General features: G+C 43.7%; 19 protein-coding genes and 1 pseudogene. 10 read left to right on the forward strand and 10 right to left on the reverse strand.

Annotation, left to right across the window (positions count from 1 at the left end):
• The first annotated feature begins 176 nt into the window (after window positions 1–176).
• The 3 genes from ABK447_RS19095 (at window position 177) to ABK447_RS19105 (ending at window position 2,071) form a co-directional block, all read left to right on the forward strand.
• A complete protein-coding gene (locus ABK447_RS19095) occupies window positions 177–965 on the forward strand; it encodes a sugar phosphate isomerase/epimerase (protein ID WP_094031480.1) in 789 nt (262 codons plus the stop codon).
• Between the two features lie 54 nt (window positions 966–1,019).
• Entirely contained in the window at window positions 1,020–1,613 is a 594-nt protein-coding gene (gene tmrB, locus ABK447_RS19100; RefSeq protein WP_094031479.1) for a tunicamycin resistance ATP-binding TmrB, read from the forward strand.
• A 179-nt stretch (window positions 1,614–1,792) separates the two neighbouring features.
• On the forward strand, window positions 1,793–2,071 hold the full coding sequence (locus tag ABK447_RS19105; RefSeq protein ID WP_007609269.1) for an antimicrobial peptide LCI: 279 nt from the start codon (window positions 1,793–1,795) through the stop codon (window positions 2,069–2,071).
• A gap of 50 nt (window positions 2,072–2,121) precedes the next feature.
• Here the strand turns inward: ABK447_RS19105 and nadE are convergent, their stop codons facing one another.
• Both nadE and ABK447_RS19115 read right to left on the reverse strand, forming a co-directional pair.
• Window positions 2,122–2,940: an ammonia-dependent NAD(+) synthetase gene (gene nadE, locus ABK447_RS19110; RefSeq protein WP_085341710.1), complete on the reverse strand. Its 819-nt coding sequence runs from the start codon at window positions 2,938–2,940 to the stop codon at window positions 2,122–2,124.
• Between the two features lie 134 nt (window positions 2,941–3,074).
• Window positions 3,075–3,671: a DUF1989 domain-containing protein gene (locus tag ABK447_RS19115; RefSeq protein ID WP_011996295.1), complete on the reverse strand. Its 597-nt coding sequence runs from the start codon at window positions 3,669–3,671 to the stop codon at window positions 3,075–3,077.
• Between the two features lie 124 nt (window positions 3,672–3,795).
• Here ABK447_RS19115 and ABK447_RS19120 point away from each other — a divergent pair, with 124 nt between their 5' ends.
• A complete protein-coding gene (locus ABK447_RS19120) occupies window positions 3,796–5,124 on the forward strand; it encodes an amino acid permease (RefSeq protein WP_007409059.1) in 1,329 nt (442 codons plus the stop codon).
• Between the two features lies 1 nt (window position 5,125).
• Here ABK447_RS19120 and ABK447_RS19125 read toward each other — a convergent pair whose 3' ends face one another.
• From ABK447_RS19125 to ABK447_RS19135, 3 genes are all read right to left on the reverse strand, one after another.
• Window positions 5,126–5,887 carry a YqcI/YcgG family protein gene (locus ABK447_RS19125; RefSeq protein WP_011996294.1) on the reverse strand — a complete coding sequence of 254 codons (762 nt, stop codon included), beginning with the start codon at window positions 5,885–5,887 and terminating at the stop codon, window positions 5,126–5,128.
• Window positions 5,888–5,951: 64 nt separating this feature from the next.
• Complete coding sequence (locus tag ABK447_RS19130; protein ID WP_007409057.1) at window positions 5,952–6,581, reverse strand: LysE family translocator; 630 nt, start codon at window positions 6,579–6,581, stop codon at window positions 5,952–5,954.
• A gap of 63 nt (window positions 6,582–6,644) precedes the next feature.
• The gene (locus ABK447_RS19135; protein WP_032872770.1) at window positions 6,645–7,106 is read right to left on the reverse strand and encodes a MarR family transcriptional regulator; all 462 of its coding nucleotides are present in this window, start codon (window positions 7,104–7,106) and stop codon (window positions 6,645–6,647) included.
• Window positions 7,107–7,219: 113 nt separating this feature from the next.
• Between ABK447_RS19135 and ABK447_RS19140 the strand changes: the two genes are divergently transcribed.
• Complete coding sequence (locus ABK447_RS19140) at window positions 7,220–8,752, forward strand: MDR family MFS transporter (protein WP_015239110.1); 1,533 nt, start codon at window positions 7,220–7,222, stop codon at window positions 8,750–8,752.
• Between the two features lie 41 nt (window positions 8,753–8,793).
• On the opposite strand, the gene ABK447_RS19145 is transcribed toward ABK447_RS19140, so the two are convergent.
• The 5 genes from ABK447_RS19145 to ABK447_RS19165 all read right to left on the reverse strand — a co-directional run bounded on the left by ABK447_RS19145 (window position 8,794) and on the right by ABK447_RS19165 (window position 14,424).
• The gene (locus tag ABK447_RS19145) at window positions 8,794–9,747 is read right to left on the reverse strand and encodes an L-lactate dehydrogenase (protein ID WP_011996292.1); all 954 of its coding nucleotides are present in this window, start codon (window positions 9,745–9,747) and stop codon (window positions 8,794–8,796) included.
• Between the two features lie 270 nt (window positions 9,748–10,017).
• On the reverse strand, window positions 10,018–11,997 hold the full coding sequence (locus ABK447_RS19150) for a starch-binding protein (protein WP_094031478.1): 1,980 nt from the start codon (window positions 11,995–11,997) through the stop codon (window positions 10,018–10,020).
• A gap of 368 nt (window positions 11,998–12,365) precedes the next feature.
• Window positions 12,366–13,508, reverse strand: a complete 1,143-nt coding sequence (locus ABK447_RS19155; protein ID WP_349909114.1) for a site-specific integrase — start codon at window positions 13,506–13,508, stop codon at window positions 12,366–12,368.
• Window positions 13,509–13,528: 20 nt separating this feature from the next.
• Window positions 13,529–14,050, reverse strand: coding sequence for an ImmA/IrrE family metallo-endopeptidase (locus tag ABK447_RS19160; protein ID WP_349909115.1), 522 nt, complete (start codon window positions 14,048–14,050; stop codon window positions 13,529–13,531).
• Window positions 14,047–14,424, reverse strand: a complete 378-nt coding sequence (locus tag ABK447_RS19165; RefSeq protein ID WP_349909116.1) for a helix-turn-helix transcriptional regulator — start codon at window positions 14,422–14,424, stop codon at window positions 14,047–14,049. Before ABK447_RS19165 ends, ABK447_RS19160 begins: the two co-directional genes overlap by 4 nt.
• 177 nt (window positions 14,425–14,601) lie before the next feature.
• Here ABK447_RS19165 and ABK447_RS19170 point away from each other — a divergent pair, with 177 nt between their 5' ends.
• The 5 genes and pseudogenes from ABK447_RS19170 to helP all read left to right on the forward strand — a co-directional run bounded on the left by ABK447_RS19170 (window position 14,602) and on the right by helP (window position 16,113).
• Window positions 14,602–14,793 carry a hypothetical protein gene (locus ABK447_RS19170; RefSeq protein ID WP_045206659.1) on the forward strand — a complete coding sequence of 64 codons (192 nt, stop codon included), beginning with the start codon at window positions 14,602–14,604 and terminating at the stop codon, window positions 14,791–14,793.
• Window positions 14,790–15,050, forward strand: coding sequence for a hypothetical protein (locus ABK447_RS19175; protein ID WP_349909117.1), 261 nt, complete (start codon window positions 14,790–14,792; stop codon window positions 15,048–15,050). The genes ABK447_RS19170 and ABK447_RS19175 overlap by 4 nt, the downstream gene beginning before the upstream one ends.
• 51 nt (window positions 15,051–15,101) lie before the next feature.
• On the forward strand, window positions 15,102–15,362 hold the full coding sequence (locus ABK447_RS19180) for a hypothetical protein (RefSeq protein WP_045927024.1): 261 nt from the start codon (window positions 15,102–15,104) through the stop codon (window positions 15,360–15,362).
• Between the two features lie 205 nt (window positions 15,363–15,567).
• Window positions 15,568–15,683, forward strand: a pseudogene (locus tag ABK447_RS19185) (hypothetical protein).
• A 49-nt stretch (window positions 15,684–15,732) separates the two neighbouring features.
• Window positions 15,733–16,113 carry a helicase processivity factor HelP gene (gene helP / locus ABK447_RS19190; protein WP_125778493.1) on the forward strand — a complete coding sequence of 127 codons (381 nt, stop codon included), beginning with the start codon at window positions 15,733–15,735 and terminating at the stop codon, window positions 16,111–16,113.
• The last annotated feature ends 251 nt before the right edge of the window (window positions 16,114–16,364 follow it).

Below are 16,364 nucleotides of genomic sequence, written 5' to 3' on the forward strand. Positions count from 1 at the left end.
TTCGGTTAATTATTTAATACTTTGACGCAAAAAAGCGTTAAACAATTTGTGTGCCGCACTGACCTGATGCAGACACACCCCGCTTATAAAAAAGTGTCTGCCCTTTTCCCCTGTTTATCCGTATCGCACCCGGGGAAAAAGTACACATATGATAGACAGTTACGGGAGGATTACCGATGAAACTGAGTTTTTGCACGACAGGATTTAAGAAAGAGCATATTTTTGACATCATTTCTTTCGCGAAGGAGCACTCCTTTGAGGGAATCGAACTGTGGTACGGACACGCTAAACAATATATAGATGAAATCGGCCCGCTCGACAAGCTTTATCAGCAGCTTCAGGAGGAAGGCATCGGGGTGCCTGCCGTCAGTTTGTACACTGACTTCGCCACTCAGGATGAAAGGCAGGCGTTAAAGGATGTTCAAAGGGCATTAAGCGCGGCACGACAGCTGCACAGTCCCTTGATCAGAGTCTTTGCCGGCAATCTTCCTTCGCACCGGACGTCACCGGAAAAGTGGCAACGTGCGGTTGATCAATTTCAGCAGGCGGCACGGCTCGCAGATGACTATGAAGTCGATATCGGGCTTGAGATTCATTACGATACGTACGCGGATACACCGGAGGCGGCTCTGGCATTTTTGGAGGATGTCGGACATCCGCGGGTCCGCACCATTTTTGACGGCTCCAACCTACACGTCAATCACGTTGACCAAATGTCCGCTTTGGAAAAACTGTATCATACCGTCAGCCACATTCATCTGAAAAACTATCACTGGAATTTTGACAACTGGTATCTCAGCAAGCCAACTCCGATTTTTCAAGGAGATCTCGATCAAAAAGCATTTTTAAAAGAGCTGATGAACAGACAATATGACGGTTTTGTTTCTCTTGAGTATTTTGGGGAACATGCCTTTACGCATATAAAGGAATCGCTCCGCGAATATACGTCTGTTTTTTCCCGCTGACTCTTCGATCGAAGGGTCTTTTTTTGTATCATATAGAAAAAGGGGGATATCATGATGATCATTTGGATAAATGGGGCTTTCGGTTCCGGAAAAACACAAACAGCGTTTGAACTGCACAGAAGACTGAAACCGTCTTACATATATGATCCTGAAAAGATGGGGTTTGCGATGCGTTCGATGATACCGCCAGATATCGCTGAAGATGACTTTCAAAGCTACCCTCTGTGGCGGGAATTCAATTACAGCATGCTTTCCTATTTGTCAGATACATATCAGGGCATCATCATTGTGCCCATGACCATTACGAACGATCAATACTTCCATGACATTATCAGCAGGCTGAGACAGGATGGCCGGACCATTCACCACTTTACCCTGCTGGCTTCAAAGGAAACATTGCTGAAACGCCTGCGCACCAGAGCGGAAGGAAAAAACTCCTGGGCCGCAAAACAAATCGACCGCTGCATCAACAGCCTGTCTGATAGCCTCTTCACAGAACATCTCCATACAGACCAAATGTCTATTCAGCAGGTCGCAGAAACGATCGCTGCCCAAGCAAATCTGCCTCTTGAGCCTGATTCGAGAGGAAGCCTTCGAAGATTCACCGACAGATTGATGGTGAAGCTGAATCATATCCGTATCACATAAAAAAACGTTTTGAAAACATGTCCCTGATCCATGCAAATGGATCAATAAATAAAAAGCCCCTCTGAAGGGATGTTTTTTCAAATTAAGAAAAAAATTTTAGAAACATAGGAGGGATTTTATGGATAATAATCTAATTATTAACATTGTTATACATTTCATTTGAAAAGGGAGTGCTCGAAATGAAATTCAAAAAAGTGTTAACCGGTTCTGCGCTGTCTCTTGCCTTACTGATGTCTGCCGCTCCTGCCTTTGCCGCATCACCAACAGCATCCGTGGAAAATAGCCCCATCTCAACGAAAGCAGATGCCGGCATTAATGCCATCAAACTCGTTCAAAGCCCTAACGGCAACTTCGCTGCTTCTTTCGTTTTAGATGGGACAAAATGGATTTTCAAAAGCAAATACTACGACAGCAGCAAAGGGTATTGGGTAGGGATTTATGAAAGTGTAGATAAATAAAAATGAGATAAACAAAAAACCTCCCTTTCAAAAGGGAGGTTTTTTTCATTCTATTTCCACCAATCATCAAACATCGATGCCGGCACCTGGCGCTTATGCTCTGTACTGAGGTAGCGTTTTTCCAGCGCCTCAATCACTTCGGAAGAAACGTCCTTGCCTTCTAAATAATCATCAATGTCATTGTATGTGATGCCGAGTTCGGTCTCATCAGTCTGCTGCGGTTTTTCATCAAGCAGATCGGCCGTCGGTAATTTCAAATACAGGCGTTCCGGCGCGCCGAGCTCTTCTAATAAACGTCTGCCCTGGCGTTTCGTTAATCCGGTCAGCGGCAGCAGATCAGCTCCGCCGTCACCGTATTTCGTGAAGAAACCGGTCACCGCCTCGGCCGCATGGTCGGTTCCGATGACAAGCAGCCCCTCTTGTCCGCCGATGGCATATTGAGCGATCATTCTCATTCTGGCCTTTACATTTCCTTTGTTAAAGTCAGACAGCTGATCTCCCGTGTCTTTTTTGTACTGATCAGTGAACGCGCTGACAGCGGACTTAATATCAAATGTCCAAGATTTATCAGGCTTAATGAATTTGAGCGCCAATTGGGCGTCATCCTCATCCTGCTGTGTGCCGTGCGGAAGACGGACGGCGATAAATTCAGCGTTTCCGCCTTCTTCTCTGATGCTTTCAGCCGCCAATTGGGCGAGGCGTCCCGCAAGCGTGGAATCCTGCCCCCCGCTGATGCCGAGCACAAAGCCTTTGGCACCTGTTTTTTTCAAATATTGTTTCAGAAAGTTCACTCTGTCCTCAATTTCTTGTTTCGGATCAATTGAGGGCTTTACATGGAGATCATTCATAATTTGTTTCTGGATGCTCATCCCAATCACTCCTCCTGCATTGTTTCTTTATGATCCATTTCCCGTTCATGCTGAAAATGAATCATGCCACTATGTACGACTCTCTGTTAAATATAGCACAGGTGCAGATTTTAAGTGAATCAAATACACCGGGATCAGCTGATTTCCACCCGCAGCGCCGTGATGCTGTCTCCGTTGCATTTTCCTTTTTCAATCGGACAGGATGAAAACGCGACGACGAGATCCATTTCCGCACGGAGCCGTACATAATCACCCGCGTCAGAAAGAGGCGTTTCGACTGATAAGTTCCCCTTCTCATCGAGCACCGTGTTCATAAAGATGGCAAATGGGTAATGCATATGCGGCCGCGGCACCCCGAACGGTTCAAGCGCCCCGCTCATATTGTCATAGCACGTATCCTGGAGCTCGTCTTTATGCTTTCCGTATAAAAGCCTGTTCATATCCGGACGGCAGGCGGGAAGCAGCAGGTCATGCTTGCCGACTGTATCCTCAATCAGCGTCAGCATCGGCTTGTATAAATTCGAATAAATATGATCACCCGTTTTTACATGAATGGACTGGTTGGCATCAATCGTCGCGCCCTGATCAAGGTGTTCATAAAAGTCCTTGGCATGATACGCCGTGAAGTCAGCCACCTGCTGTCCTTCCACATCGACTACTTTTATAATCTGCCCTTTGTGAACCTTCAGGCCGAGCCCTTTTTTCGGCGGTACAATAAATTGCTGTGTCATCAGACTGCTCCTTTTTTTCTTCTATTATGAACTTCGGCCGTTTGTTTCATGTAAAGCAATTTATTGGATGTATATTCCCCTTCTGACGGCCGCAATCTAAGCTTTGATAAAGGGGTTGAACTTCATGGGTAAATCACAGGACCAGCCTAAAGGAAATCTCGCTTGGTGGCAGCTCTCCTTAATCGGCGTCGGCTGCACAATCGGGACGGGCTTTTTTCTCGGGTCCAGCATCGCTATTGTCAAAAGCGGATATTCCGCGCTGATCTCATTTCTTATTGCCGGGCTTGGCACCTATTTTGTCTTTGAGCAGCTCGCGAAGCTTTCGGCCAAACAGCCCGAAAAGGGGTCTTTTTGCGCTTATGCGAGAAAGGCTTTCGGCACTTGGGCCGGTTTCAGCAACGGATGGGTGTACTGGTCGTCCGAGATGCTGATCACTGGAAGCCAGCTGACAGCGATCTCGCTGTTTACGAAGCATTGGTTTCCGAATGTGCCGCTGTGGATTTTCGCCTCCATCTATGCGGTGCTCGGTCTTTTGATTATATTTACGGGGCTGTCCGTTTTTCAAAAAACGGAAAATGTGCTCGCTGTTGTCAAGACGGCGGCGATTTTTATGTTTATCGTGATCGCCATATTGGCGCTGTGCGGTATATTTTCTCATAAACCGGATGTGCAGGTGCCGAACGAATCAAAGGATTTGTTCCCGCACGGAGCGATGGGGTTATGGACGGGATTGATTTATGCGTTTTACGCCTTCGGAGGAATTGAAGTCTTGGGGCTGATGACCGTGCATTTGAAAAAGCCGGAGGAAGCCTCAAAATCAGGCCGGCTGATGCTTGCCGTTCTTGCGGTGATTTACGTCATTTCTCTCGGCCTGGCGCTGCTGTTAGTGCCGCTGGGCAAATTCACCGAACAGGACAGCCCGTTTATTACATCGCTGAAGGGTTTTCATTTAGATATCATTCTTGATATTTTTAACGGGATTTTTATTATTGCGGGATTTTCCACGCTCGTCGCCTCGCTGTTTGCCGTGACGACATTGCTTTGTACGATGGCAGATGACGGAGATGCGCCGAAATGCTTCAGATTAAAGGAAAACAAAAAAATCTGCTGGCCTGCGCTCGGATTGACGTTTGCCGGACTCATCGTCTCCATCATCCTGTCATTGGTGCTGCCGAAAAATATATATGAACACATGACAACCGCGGCGGGCCTGATGCTTCTTTATACGTGGCTGTTCATTTTGTTCTCGGGCAAGAAACTGCTCGAAACGACAAAGATGGGAACCGTACAGATTGTTATCGCCCTTGTGCTGATTGTCGCGGCCGTCTCCGGGACGCTGTTTGAGAAATCGAGCCGGCCCGGTTTTCTGGTCAGCCTTTGTTTTCTCGCCGTCATTGCGATCGTGACATGGATCGTACAAAAAAAGCAGGGACACAGCCCTGCCGGATCATAGCTTATTTCGTCGGTTTAAACAGCCTCTTTAAATAAGAAAAGGGACACTTTGACACTTCCGTCTCATCATCACGGAGGAAATATTGCTTCCATTCTAAATTGTCTTTTCCTCCGTACCACCCCAATCGGGGATGAAGAGGGGCTTCGTCATATGCCTCTAAACGTTTTCTGATCAGCCGGCTCATGTTTCGTCCGAACGCGGTTGAATCGTTTAATCCTTCGAAAACCCATCTCGGCTGAAACGCCAGCATAAAAAACGGGAAGCTTCTGCTTTGTCTCGCTTCATGCGCAGGCGTCGCGCACAGAATAAAATACGGCTCGCCGTCAAAGCAGAACTCCCATTTATAATGTTCAGGGTCTTCCGGCATGTCTTCCGGCCAGTCTTTCGGGTCGCAGCCGCTCAGCCGGTTTAAAAAAGACCAGAACAGCTCTTCATACGCCTCAACGGAATAATGCTCAGCTAAATCCTCAGGCGTATCAAAAATCACAAGCAGCGACGCGTATCTTCCGGTATTCCTTGAGATCTTTCCGTACTCGGACAGCAGCATCCCCACTTCCTCCGGGGTTCCCTCTTCGCGGGGATCACCCGCAAAGGATATCCGGAGCTGATCTGTCAAAAATCCCTGACGTCCCGGAATGCACGGAAACGTATCCGCTTTATCACCTATTGTTTCTGATAGAAGCTCAAAAGCGACTCTCTGCCAATTTGGCAGATCCAACAACTTTTCCTCAAGGCAACTTTTTGTGTACAGCTCGCTTGCCATCAGCCCACCTCCAGTATCGTCATGATACGTTATGATGAAGATAGGCGATGGGTGACTCTTCTATTTATGAGATGAGCATTTGAATCCCCTGCCATCCGAAATAAAACCCGAAAACGATCAAAGACACACCCGCCGCTCCCGTCAGCCAGCGGAGCGCTTTTTCATGAAGGAGATTTCTGAAAGTGCTCGCGGCGACCGCCATGCAGAAATCCCAGATCAAAATGCCGAGAAGAATGCCGGAGCTGTAAATCAAAAGCTGATTTGCATCGAAGGATTCAGCGGTTTTAGCGAGGATGCTGCCGTATATGCCGAGCCAGAATAAAATGCTCAGCGGATTGGAAAGAGAAATAAAAAATCCCGCGCCGAATGTTTTGTAAAAAGCCGGTTTTCCTTTTCCGCTTCTGACATTCATGGCTTCCCTTATATTTTTTAGCGTTTCGACTCCCGTATAGGTCAGCACGAAAAAACCGAAGAGCCACAAAAACGTTTTTACAAAAGGAGCGGTCAAAAATTGAGACAGCCCGAAATAGATCAGAATCATATACAGCCCGTCCGCGGCCATGGCGCCAAGACCGAAAATCCATGCATGCCAAAAGCCGTTTTTGATGCCTTTGTCAATTTGCGCCGCATTGACCGGTCCGACAGGTGCTGACAATGACAGCCCGAGAACGATGTAGCTTAAAAAGATGTTCATTGGCTTCCCCCTCATTCATGCAACTTGTACAAGTTATTCATGAATGGGCCGTGCTATGATATATTATTTTAATTTCTCAAGCTCGTCTTCCATCATGTCCGTCGCTTTTCCTAAAAAATCGAATATCAGCTGCAGTTCTTCTTCTTTATATTGCCGGCAAAGGCTGATCGTGGACTGGGATAAGGAGCTGAACAATTGCTTCACATTCGCCTTTCCGGCTGTCAGCGGCACGATAATCACCCGACGTTTGTCTTCGGGGTCTTTTTTCCTCATGACATATCCCGCTTTTTCGAGCCGGTCAATGAGCGCCGTTACCGAACCTGTGCTGAGACCGGTTTTTTTCCCAAGCTCGCCTGCGGTCATCGGGCCTGCTTCATTTAAGATATCAGCTGATTTTAAATCGGTCGGAAACAGACCGAGAGATTGAGCGGCCGCCTGATGAAAAAGGATCGTCCTTGTGGCCATCTTTCGGAATAACTGTATCGCGGTTTCCTCCGTCTCGCTTCTGGTATTTCTTGTTGACAACTGACAGGCCTCCCTATAAAATCAATTTATCTTGACGATCAAGATAATTTTCGGCAAATCTAATATGATCATAGCAAATTTAATGATCAAAAGTAAGTATGGGAGGAAAAAGCATGGAACAAACAGCCGCGAAGGACGCCTCGACGAAGTTTGTCGTCATCGGTCTTTTGCTGGGCATTTTAATGTCGGCTATGGATAATACAATCGTTGCCACTGCGATGGGAAATATCGTGGCGGACCTCGGAAGTTTCGATAAGTTCGCGTGGGTGACGGCATCATACATGGTAGCCGTTATGGCCGGTATGCCGATTTACGGAAAACTGTCCGATATGTACGGACGCAAACGTTTCTTTTTATTCGGTCTTATTCTTTTCTTAATCGGATCCGCCTTATGCGGAATCGCCCAAACAATGGATCAGCTCATTATTTACCGCGTCATTCAGGGAATCGGCGGAGGCGCGCTGATGCCGATCGCCTTCACGATCATTTTTGATTTATTTCCGCCGGAAAAACGCGGAAAAATGTCGGGCATGTTCGGTGCCGTTTTCGGCCTGTCCAGCGTTCTCGGGCCGCTTTTAGGCGCGCTCATTACCGACTCCATCAGCTGGCACTGGGTGTTTTACATCAACGTGCCGATCGGTATTTTATCATTGTTTTTCATTCTTCGTTATTATAAAGAATCCCTTGAACACAAGAAGCAGAAAATCGACTGGGCCGGCGCAATCACGCTGGTGGTTTCCATTGTCGGTCTGATGTTCGCTCTTGAGCTCGGCGGAAAAACGTATGATTGGAACTCCGTGCAGATCATCGGTCTGTTCGCTGTGTTCGCCGTGTTCTTTATCGCCTTTTTTATTGTGGAAAGAAAAGCGGAAGAACCGATTATCTCATTTTGGATGTTTAAAAACCGTTTATTTGCTACGGCACAGATTCTGGCGTTCCTTTACGGAGCCACGTTCGTCATTTTAGCGGTGTTTATCCCGATCTTCGTTCAGGCTGTGTACGGAAGCACCGCGACAAGCGCGGGCTTTATTTTGACGCCGATGATGATCGGTTCTGTTATCGGAAGTATGATCGGCGGAATTTTCCAGACAAAAGTGCGGTTCCGCACTTTAATGCTGATTTCCGTGGTCGCTTTCTTTATCGGAATGCTGCTGCTTTCCAATATGACACCGGATACGGCGCGTACGATGCTGACGGTATTCATGCTGATCTCAGGATTCGGCGTCGGCTTCAACTTCTCACTGCTGCCGGCTGCGTCCATGAACGATCTGGAGCCGCGTTACCGCGGAAGCGCCAACTCAACAAACTCGTTTTTGAGATCATTCGGTATGACGCTCGGTGTGACGATTTTCGGAACCATCCAGACGAATGTGTTTACCAACAAGCTCACAGATTCATTCAGCGGCATGAAAGGAGCGGGCGGCGCGATGCAGAACATCGGAAATCCGCAGGAGATTTTCCAGGCCGGCACGCGCGCTCATATTCCGCCGCACATTCTGGATCGCATTATTGACGCCATGTCGCAAAGCATCACATATGTATTTACGCTTGCGCTGGCGCCGATCGTCATTGCGGCCGTTACCATTTTGTTTATGGGAAAAGCGAGAGTAAAAACCTCTCAGGAAATGGCGAAAAAAGCGAATTAAAAAAAGCAGTACATGGCGTTTGTCATGTACTGCTTTTTTGTTTACTCTGCGAAATGCGGAGCGAGAATATCTTTCAGCACGTTTGCGCTGCGGCTGAATTGAGCCTGTTCTGTTTCATTCAGCTCAAGTTCCGTCACACCTGCGATGCCGTTCCGATTGACGACGGCCGGAACGCCGATAAAGACGTCGTTTACACCGTATTGGCCGTCCAGATATGTGCTGACGGTTAAAATGCTGTTTTCATTACGCAAAATCGCTTTTGTGATGCGGGCGAGGCTCATCGCCACTCCGTAATATGTCGCGCCTTTTTTCTCGATAATATGGTAGGCCGCGTTTTTCACATCATCAACGATCTGATCCAGCTCGTCCTGCTTGTAAGCTGCATGTTTCTCCAGCAATTGCTGCACCGGCACTCCGCCGATATTGGCGTGACTCCATACAGGGAGCTCGGTATCGCCGTGCTCGCCGATAATGTGGGCGTGTACGTTTTGCGGAGCGGCTCCGAAGTATTCACTCAGCATATAACGGAATCGCGCAGAATCCAGTGTCGTGCCGCTGCCGATGACGCGTTCTTTCGGCAGCCCGCTGAATGTCCATGTCGCATAAGTGAGAATGTCGACCGGGTTTGTGGCAACGAGGAAGATGCCGTCAAATCCGCTTGCCATTACTTCACCGACAATGCTTTTAAAAATGGCGAGATTTTTTTCGACCAGCTCAAGTCTCGTTTCGCCCGGTTTTTGATTGGCCCCTGCACAGATGCACACGATATCGGCATCCTTGCAATCCTCATATGTGCCGTAAGACGTTTTGACCGGATGAGGCGCAAATGCCTTTCCGTGATTTAAATCCATGACATCTCCCATGGCTTTTTCTCTATTTACATCAATGATCACAAGCTCATCTGTGATCCCTTGGTTAATTAACGCAAATGCATAACTGCTTCCAACAAAACCTGCTCCGATTAATGCTACTTTGTTCACTCGTTCGTTCATCATGTATGCTCATCCTCCAGTGTTTCGTGGTGTCTGTTTTTATCTTGTGAAGTATTTCACATTTATATTGTGCAACACTTCACAAACTTTTGCAAGAGAAAAGTTTGATTTTTGGACAAAAAAATATCGGTGATGGTTTCCGGATTGTTGACAGCATCCTAAAACGGAACCGTTTTAGGATGCTGTCATCTTTTCAGCGTGATTGAAGACGCGCTGTTCCTTTCCCAGAAGCGGGGGTTTGCCGGCACGATGATGTGATGATGGCCCTATCCATTAATGCGGAAGATAACCGTTTAAACCGGAGTTGTTATACAAACCATTCTGCACATAATCAAAGCCGGGCTGGTTCTGTCCGGGCACTTGGGCGCTGCCATTGTTAAAAATCACTTTGGCGTTGGCCGTATCCGCATTCTCAGGCAGCGTCAGCGTGTACATTCCATCTGCATTCTTAGTCATGGCTTTCCCCGGCCACGATCCGGTTAATTCTATGGCCCTGCCTCCATCATGTTTGTAAATATAAGCATTTACCTGGCCCCAATGGTCCGGATTTTGATAGCCAATGATGTTGGTTTGGGACGGGTCTTTTTTAACAAACTTGTATTCTTGGGTCCTCGCTGCACCCTCGCCGTTCGTTCCGGTTAATTTGATGTTGTATGTCGTGCCGATTGGATCTCCTTTCCCGATCGTTAGTCGGTCTCCATCCTTAAATGCTGTCTGCTGCCCATTATTGATTTGGTAAACGGCTTTTGTTGTTTTCGCATTTGCACGCAGGGTGACCGTCAGCTGATCATTGAAAGAATGGACTGCCCCCGTTTGGTAATTCTCAAGAAAGACATGAGGCGCATTTCCAATATCATCAGGATAAAGAACAGCCGCCGATCTGGCATTGATCGTACCTGTCAGTTTGCCGTTCGCTACTTGAAATGAACCGGCGCCGGCCCTATTATCATACCTGCCGTCAGGTAATTTCGCTGAAGTATTGATGGTGACAGAAGACGATCCCGCATTTGCCAGCACAACGCCTTTTGAGCCGCGCTGATTCATAAAGACTTGGTTGTTCCCATTCGGATTCGAGAGTTCCTCGGGCTGCCCGGCCATTACATTGTGAAATGTATTGACCGCAGTGATCGCCTGATCTTTAAATAAGGCGCTCCCGCGATCTCCTATTTGACTTTTTCCGGGAAATCTTACACCATTTCCTCCGCCCTCAGGTCTGGAAAAGAAAAGAGGCGTGCTTCCTGAGCGGGAACCAATCACTGCCCAGCCTAAACGAATATCGTCATCACTCATCCATGTGGACTCTTCATCATCATTGGCATACGTATCATGTGATTCCACCCATGTGACTAACTTGTCCGCAGACACGTCAGATGCATAATGGGAGATATTCGACACACTCAGATTACGGTTCTTTAAAGCGGATCTGATGGAATGCCCGTAGTTAGAAGCCGTCACATTCATATAATTCGCATAAGCTGTATCTCTGGACGCGCTGTCTTGCAGGATTTCTCCGTATTGGAACTCCGCTGATGTATTTGTGATATTTGGCCAAAATTGGCTGCCGTAATTCCCATCATCCGGAAGCTCTATATGCTTGGCGGCATCATAGCGGAACCCGTCTGCTCCGTCATTCAATGCTCTTTCCAAGAAACGTTTCAGATAGGCCTGCACCTCAGTATTCTGTGTATTCCAATCATACAGCCCAAGCAATGAATTTTGAGTGACGTCCCATCGATCCGACCAATTTTTAATTTGTGTGTTTCCATGGGTCCAGTTTGGAATACGCTTAATCTCGTCAGAAATCGCGCCATAATCGCTGGTAGTATGATTGATAACCGCATCGACAATGACTTTTACGCCATATTTTTCCGCGGCTGCACACATGTCCTTAAATTCTTGTTCAGTGCCTAAGTAACGGTTGCCGATTTGGTACGATGTCGGCTGATACAGCCAGTACCAGTTCCTCATGCTCTTATCTCCTTGGTTCCCTTCCTTTACTTGGTTAATCGGAGACGTCTGAATGGCTGCATAGCCCGCATCACGAATATCTTTCATATTTTGTGTTAACGTATTGAACGACCAATTCCATGCATGAAGGATGGTCCCGTTTTTGACCGATGACGCGGTCACCTTATTCGATTTGTTTGCAGTTTCAGCGTTTGCAGCCGCCGGGCCTGACAAAACCAAATAAAACAGCAATAAAAATCCGGCGAATAACGGCAGTAAAGAGGTTTTGAATCGTTTTTCAAACATTTTTGACACTCCTTATTTGATTTTTGAAGACTGACTGCGGAGTCAAAAATTCCTCTTACTCTTTCTTCAGCTCCTTTCAACTGTTGTGAAGACTGGAGAATTCTGTTAACGCTTACATTTCAACTTATCACACACTCTCTATCAAAGCAACGTGACAGAGTGAATTCAAATCTATATTCCTATCAATTAAAAAGACTTCCCGCTTTCAAACAAAAAAAGAAACCACCTGTCAAGATTGAATAGGGGTTCAAATAGTTAATTATGTTTGAATTTAGGGTGTTTTTTTGTGTTTATTTTTCTTGTTTTTTATATTTTTTCGTCTGCTTTGGAGTACAGTTGGTGAGTGCTCAGATTGGTGAATGTGTGATTCAAAATAGTTCATCTAAGCGATCTGCAAGTTCTTTTTGACGAGTAGGAAAAAGGTGTCCATAAATATCGTAAGTTGTTGTGGTTGTCTTATGGCCTAAACGTTGGGAAATGATATAAATGTCTTCTCCCCTATTAATAAGTAAAGCAACATGTGAGTGTCGGAGTTCATGAACGCTAATTGGTGGTAAGTCAAGATTATGCTTTTCGCATGTTCTCTTTATGAAATTTGTTAAGTAGGCACGGTCTGGCGTTTTATGATCAAATTTGAAAATTCTTGTTTTTTCGGTTTGTTCTATACCGTATTTACCCAGACCTTCTTTTTGATGTGACTTCCATTTCACAAGTAAAGATGCTAATTTTTTATTGATTGTAATTACTCTTTTGGAACTTGAAGTTTTGGGATTTGTAACAAGGAAATCATCGCCTTGTTTTATCTTTGTTAATGTTTTATTCACTTTTATTTCAAGACTATATTTGTTGAAATCGTTCCACTCTAACGCTAATTGTTCACCCAATCTCACGCCTGTAAAATAAGCGAAGGTATAATATACTTTCTTAAAAAAATCCTTATATTTTTTCTCATCAAATATGCTAATAAATGTTTGAAACTGTTCTGGAGTCCAAAATCTAATATCATCTTCAAAAGCATCTTTAATTTTTAAGTTTTTTATTCTCTTTGTTGGGTGTTCTGATAAGAGGTTTTCCTCGATTGCTAAGTTAAATATATCTTTTACGTAAAACATAATTTTGTTGATGTACGTATGTTTTAGATTATCTTTTTGAAGTGATTCTCTATATTCTAAGATTTCACGGTGTGTAATGAATTTTATTGTGGAATTTTTGAAATAAGGGAGTATCCTGCTATTCACTATATTTTCAGCAGCACTGTACGTAGATGACTTTAATTCGGTTTTTTTTAACGTTAAGTATTTTTCAACTAGTTCTGAAAATGAATATGCAGTGCGTTTAACATTTGGCATATCCCCATTATGAAATTTCCTTCGTGTTGAATAGTAAATTTCTTCTGCTTCCTTAGCGGACGCCGCAATCTTTGTTGTTCTTCTTCTTTTGCCTGTGATTGGGTCTATTCCTAGGCTTATGTCAACCCTATATTTACCACTTGGTAATTTCCTTATTGGCATATTTGAATTACCTCCTTGCTTTAAATGATACTTAAAATCATATTTGGAATATTATTAGATTTGTGTAAGGGGAAAAAATTCATTTGTTCTAGCTTTAGATTCATAACTGATGTCGGGATGTTAAAGTAAGATGCTAATTGAATGTTAGATAAATGTTTGATGTAAGGTAACTCTTCATATATCATCCTGTCGGTTATTAAAAGTTCTGCGGCGAATATGTCAGCTTGTCTTTCGAGTTTCTCTTCCAATGTTATTGAACAATTAAGCATTTTGAATGTGTTCAATTGCTTGTGTAAAAAATAATGTCCTAGTTCATGGGCGATGATAAATTTTTTATGCGATCGGTTTTTGGATATCTGGATGATGTATTGATCTTCTTCTTCATAATACTGGAGAAAACCATTTAATTTCTGTCCTAAATCGTTTTCTAGTATCGGGATGTTAAGGTCAGAACAAATATCCAGGGGGTCGTTGTTACTGAATTTTTTTATGATTTCTTGTGTTTTATGTTTGATTGTTTTATTCGTATAAATAAGAATCACTCTTTCTTTTTCTTCATAGCATCAACGTATTTTATTCCGTTGATCAATGCTTGTTTGATTAAAAAAGCTGTTTCCTCATCTATATCTGCGTTACGCATTAATAAAAGAGTCTCTTCTCTTTTTAACTCTTCTATTGCATCATTTATTGATTCGTCTAATTTAGATTTAGGTTTCTTTTCTGTACCTATTAGATAATCTGCGGATACGTTATAAAGTTCTGCTAATGCTTTTAAAGTTTGTGTATCGGGGTCACGTCTTCCACCTTCGTAATTTGATAAAACTTGGGGTCTCATTTTTAGTTTTTGCGCTGCTTCAGTTTGAGTTTTGTATCCTGCTTTTAATCTTGCTTCTTTCAATCTTTCTCCTAATGACATCTTTATCATCCATTCATTTTTTAGAGTGGGAGTAATCAAAACAATCCGCTTTGTATTTTTTTAATGGCTTGTTTTTTTATTTTATCCATTTTGTTTCAAAAAGACATTGACTTATCCAAAAAGGAGTAATATAATTTAATTAACAACAAAACGGATAAAAAAAGGAGGCCAGAAAATTTGGATGACTTTTTAACATCTAGTGATATTGAAAAATTGCTTAAAGTAAAAAAAGGAAAAGCTTATGAGATTATAAGACAACTTAATGCACAATTAAAAAATCAAGGTTATGAAGTGGTTAAGGGTAGAGTGAATCGGCGTTATTTTGAGAAGTGTTTCATTTTCAGCAGTGATGAAAGTAAGACTGGGTGATTAAAGTGAATTTAAAACAAACAAATTTATTTATGAAGGATGCTGTACCACTCGCCAGGCAGATGGAGGGTCATTGGTCGTTGAGAATGAAACTGGCGCTAAATCAAGTCATTGTAAAACATCTTTTGAATAAGCCACTTTCAAAGAATAACATTCAGGAGCTACTTAAAAAAGGTGTTTCATATCGCCGGATTTGTAAAAATTACGGTATCGGCAGAAAAGACCTTTCTGCACTTCAACAAAAACGTATAGTGTGAAGTCATATACCACTATCGGTATTGTTGAAAAAAATTGAAAGGGGGAATGCGATGAAAGTAAAAGTGAATGCAACGATTGTTATGGATATTGAAGCCTTAGAAGCTGACAAGAATTTCGAACATTTTGCTGATTATGCAATTTCTGAATCTTATGTAGTGGAAGCACCAACTTATGATTTAGCCAATGTGGAAGTGTCAAAACAGCTTAAAGGCTGGCATTGGTGGTGCATATGGTCGGTTGAACCGACAGGCAAGAAAGATAACCGAGTGTTCGTCTTGTACAATGATGAATTGTACGAAAAATGCCATTAGAAAGGATTGTGCTCTTTGAAAATTACATACAGACAAAGAAAGCGCCTTGATGATTACCATCAAGAACGCCCACAATAAAACCTCAACAATTTTATTATAGGGCATTTTTGATGAAAAGTCATGCGTGAGTATTTGAGTGATGAACAGCAATCACTTTAAATGCTGTAGCAGGCTAGAATAAGCGTGCGGCATGGCTGTAATCAGCCTGATGGCTATAAATAGCCTACTAGGTCGCCATGAGGGAATTTTCCGTTAGCGACTGACAAGCGTCACGATGGAGACAGTACCGGAGCGAATCCAAAATATAAAATCGAAATTTAACGATCTTTTGAAAATAAATGATAAAAAAAATGAAATGGGGATATGAAAAATGAACTTAAACTTTATTGTACCGGATATCAATATGACTTTTGGAGAAATGAAGTACATGGGACTAAACAGAGAAAAATATGTGTATGATCGGGAAAACAATAAGCGTACTGACGTACTGGAATCACGAATTTATAACATTGCTAGTGCTGTCCAAGGCGGTCAAATTGAGGTAACTATTCCTGAGTATGCTGGAGCAAAAGAAATTCCTGCTTTTGCTGATATTGAGTTGAAAAACCCAAAAATTAGCGCTATGGCGACTAGTCAAAGGGATTCAACTTTTGCCAATGTAATGTGGAAACTTGAAGCTGATGATATTGTTGTAAAAGGCGGCTCTTCTGTAAAACCTGCGGCGGCAACAAGTGGCAATGATAAAAAGTAATATGCTCTCTGTAAGCTACAGGGGGTGTAGGATGCCAAAAAACTTTGTAAAAATAAAACAATGCGTTCGATAATTGTGCGAGTTGTTTTGTGGATTGTATTCTTTGTGTTTTTCGCTTGGTATCGTAAGCCAGTGGGATGGTTGCCATTTGATATTTTCATTACCGTTTTTGTATCAATCTGCATATTTGCTATGTTTGGTGGTCAATTTCTAATTATCGACATAATAGACTTGTGGAGTGAGAAAAGGGA

The sequence above is a fragment of the Bacillus sp. hwrm1 genome (assembly GCF_040207805.1).
Lineage (GTDB): Bacteria > Bacillota > Bacilli > Bacillales > Bacillaceae > Bacillus > Bacillus velezensis.